General features: G+C 64.4%; 6 protein-coding genes. 3 read left to right on the plus strand and 3 right to left on the minus strand.

Annotated elements, in window-relative coordinates; all coding sequences use genetic code 11:
• Together uvrA and ACY693_RS11065 are read left to right on the plus strand one after the other, a co-directional pair.
• Positions 1–2,589: excinuclease ABC subunit UvrA (gene uvrA / locus ACY693_RS11060; RefSeq protein WP_462321882.1), on the plus strand; the 2,589-nt coding region annotated here is incomplete at its 5' end.
• Positions 2,590–2,641: 52 nt separating this feature from the next.
• On the plus strand, positions 2,642–3,127 hold the full coding sequence (locus ACY693_RS11065; protein WP_462321883.1) for a DUF2919 family protein: 486 nt from the start codon (positions 2,642–2,644) through the stop codon (positions 3,125–3,127).
• A gap of 43 nt (positions 3,128–3,170) precedes the next feature.
• On the opposite strand, the gene ACY693_RS11070 is transcribed toward ACY693_RS11065, so the two are convergent.
• Complete coding sequence (locus ACY693_RS11070; RefSeq protein ID WP_462321884.1) at positions 3,171–3,806, minus strand: DUF2490 domain-containing protein; 636 nt, start codon at positions 3,804–3,806, stop codon at positions 3,171–3,173.
• Positions 3,807–4,041: 235 nt separating this feature from the next.
• Here ACY693_RS11070 and ACY693_RS11075 point away from each other — a divergent pair, with 235 nt between their 5' ends.
• A complete protein-coding gene (locus ACY693_RS11075) occupies positions 4,042–4,917 on the plus strand; it encodes a TauD/TfdA family dioxygenase (RefSeq protein WP_462321885.1) in 876 nt (291 codons plus the stop codon).
• Positions 4,918–5,088: 171 nt separating this feature from the next.
• Here the strand turns inward: ACY693_RS11075 and ACY693_RS11080 are convergent, their stop codons facing one another.
• A complete protein-coding gene (locus tag ACY693_RS11080; protein ID WP_462321886.1) occupies positions 5,089–6,570 on the minus strand; it encodes a RimK family protein in 1,482 nt (493 codons plus the stop codon).
• Positions 6,571–6,720: 150 nt separating this feature from the next.
• Positions 6,721–7,740 (minus strand): GNAT family N-acetyltransferase/peptidase C39 family protein, encoded by a 1,020-nt coding sequence (locus tag ACY693_RS11085; protein ID WP_462321887.1) that lies wholly within the window; start codon positions 7,738–7,740, stop codon positions 6,721–6,723.

Consider the following 7,740-nt stretch of genomic DNA (forward strand, 5'->3'; position numbering starts at 1 on the left):
TCGATCGAGCAGCAGCCCACCTCGCACAATCCGCGCTCGACCGTCGGCACCATCACCGAGATCCCTGACTACCTGCGTCTGCTGTTCGCGCGCGTCGGCATCCCGCACTGCCCGACCCATGCCGAGCCGCTCGCGGCGCAGACGGTCAGCCAGATGGTCGACCAGATCCTGACGCTGCCCGAGGGCGAGCGGCTGATGCTGTTAGCGCCCGTCATCGTCGACCGCAAGGGCGATCAACAATCGTTGTTCGCCGAGCTCAATGCCCAAGGCTTCGTCCGCGCCCGTGTCGACGGCCAGCTGTGCGAGCTCGATAGCCCGCCAACGCTCGACGCCAAGCGCAAGCACAGTATCGAGGTAGTCGTCGACCGCTTCCGTATCCGCCCGGATCTGCAGCTGCGCCTAGCAGAGTCGATCGAGACCGCGCTCGCGCTCTCCAAGGGCCTGCTGCGGGTGGCCTGGATGGACCCGGACGCCGACGGCAACGAGCGCCCACCACTCACCTTTTCCGCCAACTATGCCTGCCCGCACTGCGGCTGGAGCCTGGCTGAGCTCGAGCCGCGGCTGTTCTCGTTCAACAACCCGGCCGGCGCCTGCCCCACCTGCGATGGCCTTGGCGTCGAGCAGTTCTTCGATCCGGCCAAGGTCGTGTTGCACCCGGAGCTGAGCCTCGCCGGCGGTGCGATCCGAGGCTGGGATCGACGCAACGGCTACTACTTTCAGATGCTCGCCAGCGTCGCCGAGCATGCCGGCTTCGATCTCGAGGCAGCCTGGTGCGACCTCTCCGAGCAGGCACAGCAAATCGTTCTATTCGGCAGCGGCAAGGAGAAGCTCAAACTGAAGCTCCCGCACGAGCGCAGCAGCGGCAAGCTCAGGACCTTTGAGGGCATCATCCCGAACATGGAGCGCCGCTACCACGAGACCGACTCGGCGACGGTGCGCGAGGAGCTCGCCAAGACCATCTCGGCGCGACCTTGCCCGAGCTGTGCCGGCGGTCGTCTGAATGAGGCCGCCCGGCAGGTGCTGATCGATGGTCGCAACCTGCCGGCCCTCTCCAGCCTGCCCGTCGGCGAATCGCTGCGTTGGTTCGAGACGCTCGAGCTGCGTGGCACCCGCGGCGAGATCGCCACCAAGATCGTCCAGGAGATCCGCCAGCGGCTGCGTTTCCTGGTCGACGTCGGCCTCGATTACCTGACCCTCGCGCGCAGCGCCGAGAGCCTCTCCGGCGGTGAGGCGCAACGCATCCGGCTCGCCAGCCAGATTGGCGCCGGGCTGGTCGGCGTGATGTACATCCTCGACGAGCCCTCAATCGGCCTACATCAGCGCGACAACGCGCGTCTGCTCGGCACCCTGACCCGGCTGCGCGATCTCGGCAACACGGTGATCGTCGTCGAGCATGATGAAGACGCCATCCGCAGTGCCGATCATGTGCTCGACTTAGGTCCCGGCGCCGGTGCCCACGGCGGCGAGATCGTTGCGCAAGGCACCGCGGACGCGATCGCCGCCACGCCCGCCTCGCTGACCGGTCAGTATCTCAGCGGTACCCGCCGCATCGAGATCCCAGCCGAGCGCCGGCCTGGCCGTGGCGATCAGCCGCTGATCATCCGCGGCGCCAGCGGCAACAACCTACGCGGCATCGATGCCGCAATCCCGATCGGCGCCTTCTGCGTGGTCACCGGCGTCTCCGGCTCCGGCAAGTCGACCCTTATCAACGACACCCTCTATCCGCTCGCTGCGCGCCTGCTCAACAATGCCTCGCTGCGCCCTGCGCCGCATGCCGGGATAGAGGGTCTGGAGCAATTCGACAAGGTGGTCGACATCGATCAATCCGCGATCGGCCGCACCCCGCGCTCGAACCCGGCCACCTACACCGGGCTGTTCAACCTGATCCGCGACCTCTTCGCCAATGTGCCTGAGGCGCGCTCACGCGGCTATGGCCCCGGACGCTTCAGCTTCAACGTCAAGGGTGGGCGCTGCGAGGCCTGCAAGGGCGATGGACTGATCCGAGTCGAGATGCACTTCCTGCCCGATGTCTATGTGCAATGCGATGTCTGCCAGGGCCGGCGCTACAATCGCGAGACCCTAGAGGTCCGCTACAAGGGCAAGACCATCGATGAGGTGCTCAACCTCACCGTTGAAGACGCCCTCACCTTCTTCGGCCCGGTCCAGGTGCTCCGTCGCAAGCTCAAGACCTTGGAAGACGTTGGCCTCGGCTACCTGCGCCTAGGCCAGGCCGCGACCACCCTCTCCGGCGGTGAGGCGCAACGCGTCAAGCTCAGCCGCGAATTGTCCAAGCGTGGCACCGGACGCACCCTCTACATCCTCGACGAGCCCACCACCGGACTGCATTTCGAGGACGTCAAGCATCTGTTGCAGGTGCTGCACTGGCTGCGCGATGCCGGCAACACCGTCGTCGTGATCGAGCACAACCTGGATGTGATCAAGACCGCCGACTGGATCATCGATCTCGGCCCCGAGGGTGGTGACAAGGGTGGACAGATCATCGCCACCGGCACCCCGGAGCAGATCGCCGCTTGCGAGAGATCCTATACTGGGCAATTCCTCAAACCGCTGCTGGCACGAGGTTGGTAGCAGCAAACGCCGCACTCAGCGCAATGCTCGAGAGACTCAGGACCATCAACGGATGTCGTTGAAATACCAACCGGAACGCTATGATGACCATCTCTGTCTCCGGGTACCGGTCACACTTTGGCTCTGCCTGGTCTTCCTGGTTCGCCATCTGCTCCTGCTCGGCATCACCTTCCTGCCGACGACTGGCGAGGAGATCACCGTCCTGCGCGAGTTGATCCGGCCCGAGTACCTACTCGCTGATCTGCTCGCGCTGCCGGTGCTCTTGGTTGGCGTTCGCCGCCGTCCCCGGTCACCGCGGTGGATGCCGCAGCTTTGGCGCATCGGTCGCGGCCTGCTCCTGGCCTCGGCAGCGCTCTATCTGTTGCTCTTCGGTGCTCATCTGATCGCCTCAACGCGACCGCTCACCACGACCCTGAACGAGGCCACCCTGATCACAGGACTGCTCAACCTGGCGATAATCGCCTACTTGATCCGCAGCCCCCTCCTTCGCGACCTGTTCGCACAGTGGCCCACGGAGCCATCTCCTGACTCGCCATAGGCTATTTTCAAACCCGCGCCTGACCTTTGCCTGCAGAACAGCTTCAGAAGAAGACATTGATGCCGGTGACCAACACATTCCGGTTGGCCCAGTCATCGCCGGCCCGGAAGCGATTCCAACGATAGCCCAGCTTGAGCTTGACGCCTTTCGCCGGACGCCAAGCCAGCCCTCCGCCAAGCCAGTTGGCCTCGATCCAGTCGTTTCGGGTGCTGTAGAAGACCTCTTCCTCGAGGTAGGGCTTGAGACGCAATGGGGTCAGCTCCCAGGGCGCCTCGAGCGTGATCTCGTTGCGCAGGCGCACATCGTCGCTGCGCCAGTCGAAGTATCGAGCCTCGATACGCGCCCGGTTGGTGAAGCGGAAGCCGCTCACACGCGTGGCCAAGTAGCCCTCAAGATAGCCGCGGTTCTCCGGCTGCCAGTCGTCGGTGAAGCGAAACCAGGCGCGGCGGTAGCCCAGGCGAAGACTGAAGCTTGGGGTCAGCTGATAGCCAATCCCGAGCCCGGTATAGGCCAAGAAGGTATCGTCGAAGTTGTTGCGCGAGGCCAGATTCGAGCGTGAGATCAAGAACCAGTCGTCGTTGATCGGGGCCTTCAGCAGCAGGTTGTAGCTCCCTCCGGCATCCTGATCAGCCATCAGTGGCTGGGTCCCCGAGAGCAGCGCGAACAGAGCGACAAGCACGCCAGGCCAGCATCGAATCCAGCCCCTGACCGGCCCAAGGGTGATTGGCCAGGCCGGTGGAACAGAATCGACGCTCAGCGAAGGAACAGGATTAGGACCTGACGAGCTCATAAGGGGGTCGAGTCTATCTGGAGAGCCCGATCTGTACTAGGTCTCTTCTAGGGCACTAGGCCCCGCCGAAACCCTACTCTTCGTGAGACAATCCCCGCCCCCTGAGTCACCGGAACCCACAAGCATGCCGCAATCCCCCTTTGATCTGGCCGACGACAGCGCCTATCAGCGTTGGCGTGAGCGCAAGCTCAATGACGCACCGACCCGGCTCGAGGAGCTGGTCGTCGAGATCGACGACCCACGCCAGCTCACCGAGGCCGAGCATCAAGCCATCCTGGAGCGCTGCCGAGGCGCGAACATGGCGATCTATGTCGGCAAGACCGGCGACGATCCGGACAAGGGCATTCCTACCCAGCTCGGCGCCGCCTTTGGCCTGCAGCGACTCGATCATAACCGCGGCGCCGATGATGACGCCATCACCTCGCTGACCGTGCAGACCGACGCCCGGCACCGCGACTACATCCCCTACTCAAACCGTCCGATCGCCTGGCACACCGACGGCTACTACAACGAACCCGAGCAGCGTATCGACAGTCTGCTCCTGCACTGCGTCCACCCCGCAGAGCAAGGCGGCGCCAACGATCTGCTCGATCATGAGATCGCCTACATCCTGCTGCGCGATCAATCACCCGAAGCGATCCGCGCGCTCATGCACCCTGAATGCATGACCATCCCGGCGAGCTATGTCGATGGCGAGCAGGTCCGCCCCGACCGCTCAGGGCCGGTCTTTTCGGTCCGCGCCGATGGCCAACTGCACATGCGCTACACCAACCGAGCGCGCAACATCGTCTGGCGCGATGATCCCCTGACTCGCGAGGCCATCGCTCGACTGAAAGCCCTCCTGGAGCAACCAACGGCCTGGCACCTGCAGGGCCGGCTGGAAGCCAGCTGGGGCCTGATCAGCAACAATGTGCTGCACACGCGCACTGGCTTCAGCGATGGCACCGTGCCCCGGCTGCTCTATCGCGCGCGTTTCTATGATCGCATTCAGGGCACCTAAACCGGCTGTCGCAACGGGCGATTGACCGCTCGCCGGCCGGCGCACAGCGCTTGCCCAGCGTGCAAATGGCCGAGGGATTGGAGTCGCGGTCATTCACCGGAGCCGGAAGCAGCAGCCATCTACCTGAGCCGGAAGCGGCAGCCATCTACCTGAGCCGGAAGCGGCAGCCATCTAGCCGCGCCGACTGCGGCGTCGATCGAGCCGAGCGACGAGCTCACCAATGATGCGTGTGTAGAGCTGCTCACCCAGCACCAGATCCTCGACATCCGCATCAAGGCTCGGATTATCGTTGACCTCGATCACCACCGGGCCGCTCGGCGTCTCCTTGAGATCGACCCCATAGAGCCCGTCGCCGATCAGGTCCGCGGCCTTCAGCGCGGTTCTCAGCACCAGCGCCGGCACCATCTCGACCGGCAAGGTCTCGAACCCGCCCTGCTCGTGGCGGCCATCGCTCTCATGCTTGACGATCTGCCAGTGGTCGCGACTCATCAAGTACTTGCAGGCATAGAGCGGCTGGCGTCCGAGCACGCCGATGCGCCAGTCGAACGGGGTATAGAGGTACTCCTGAGCCAGGATCAGGTCCGATTGCTTGAACAGCCGGGTCGCGATTCGGGTCAGCCCCGCACGCTCCTCGGCCCGGAACACCCCACGGGAGAAGGAGCCTTCCGGGATCTTGAGCACGACCGGATAGCCGATCTGCGCCTCCGCCTCGAGCAGGGTCTCCTTGCGTAGCACCAGGGTCTTGGGACGCGGGATACGATGCGCGGCGAGCAGCTCAGCCAGGTAGACCTTGTTGGTGCAGCGCAGGATCGAATCGGGGTCATCGATGACCACCATCCCCTCACTGTCGGCCTTCTTGGCAAAATGGAAGGTGTGATGACCGATGCGCGTGGTCTCGCGGATGAACAGGGCGTCGTATTCGGCCAGTCGACTATAGTCCTTGCGCTGGATCAGCTCGACATTGACCCCTAGCGTCTTGCCGGCCTTGATCAGACGCTGCAGGGCCTTGCTATCGGACGGCGGCAACTCCTCGTTGGGATCGTAAAGCACGGCCAGATCGTAGCGATACGAGAGCCGCGCCCGCGGCTGGCGCCAGCGTCGCGAGAGATAGCCCTCGAGCGCGGTAAACAAAGGCGCTTCGCCCTCAGCGGGTACCGCCGCCAACGGCAGCGCCTTGACGGCACCGATGCGCCAACTGCCCTGATGGCGGAATTCGACGCGCAGGATCGGACAGCGGAAGGTCTCGAAGATCTCGCGCGCGAGCGGCTGCAGCTCCTTGACGTCGCACTGACCGAAGCAGATGGTCAGCTCATAGGCGGTTGGTGCCAGCGCCGAGGCCTTGCGTCGGCCGAGCAGCCGCGGCACCAGCGCATCCAGCTCCTCGGTGGCGAGGCTGTAGAGCGCGCGACTGGAGAGCTCCTGGATGGTGCGCACGGTCGGGATGACCTTATGCCCACGCGCCTCGGCCAGCAGCGAGCAGTAGTAGCCCACCGATAGATACCGATAGCTGCGGCAGAGGTTGATGACGCGTAGGTTACGTTTCGAGGCCAGCTCGCCGCCCGCCAGATAGTCACGCGCCGTGACCACCGGCAGACGCGGAAAGCCCGGCTTCCAGTCCGCCGGGTGCTCGACCAGCAGCAGATGCTCAGCCATGTGTAGCCCTCAACCCCACGGGCGTTCTGTCAGCATCCACGGGCGCTTCAGCGACGCTTTCGGCGATGCCCATGGCCTATCTCAGACGGCCGCGAACGCCAGCGCGCGCAGCGGTCACAGTGGTCACAGCGCGAACATGCGAGCCTGCGCTCATCTCGGCCCCGCGGCCGCCGGCAGCGAGATCAACACCACCGCCTGCAGCCCAGCCCGGCCGTAGCGAGCCATCTGGCTGAAGTCATGGCGACGGATCGGCATATGGATCGAATCCAAGCTGGTCTCTCCGTTCTCATCATCGACGTAAGGATCGTGACAATAGACGAAATGTGCATCGAAACCGGTGATCACGACCCAATGTGGAAAGCGCTCCCGATAGATGCGGTAAGAGCTGATCAGCACCAAAGGTACCGCTCCGGCCTCGCAGCGCAGCTGCAGCGAATCGATGCCGAGCGTGCCCTGATGCACGGGGATGCCGCGGCGCTCGGCCTCGGCACTCATGTCCTCATGCACCAAGCGCATCACCTCCTTCTTCTCCGGGCTGCGCACCGAATCGATCAAGGGCACGTGGGGATCATTGACAAAGACCTCGGCGACGAAGCCCCGCGCATTGGCGGCCAGCGCCAGCCCCAAGGGACCACAGCCTCCATGGCCGGAGGTCATGAAGATGGTGGTGGACTCACGCCAGATGCGTAGCTCCAGCGTGCGCGTCAGCTCGATCTCAGGGCGCAGCGCCTGCATCGCCATCATCAGCGACGATGGCCCGCAGGTAAAGTCGAGCGTCTGCTCGTAGAACGGCACCTGCCTCAGCGCAGGCTTACAATCAGGCGACAGCCGCCTCTGGTAGCGCAGCGCCTCCATGTGATCGGCATAGTAGTCCGAGAGCACCCCAAAGCGCCGATAGCCTACGGCCTCGAACAGCGCCTGCGAGGCCCTGTTGTCGCGCCGGATCTCTAAGCGCATGTAGGCCCGTTCCTCGGCCCAGGCTGCCTGCTCGGCCATGCGGATAAGCTTCTTTTCCGTGCGCTCGATGGCCCGAAACAGCTTCTCGTTGTGCTGCTGGAGCTTGCCGGCCATCTCGAGGCAACGAAGCAAGGCCGGTCGGTCGCGGTGGCTCGGGCCGGGCTCAGCGGCACCAGCGCGATCGGCTGCCTGGACCGGGAACGGGAGACCCAG

This window comes from Halochromatium sp., from assembly GCF_054919635.1.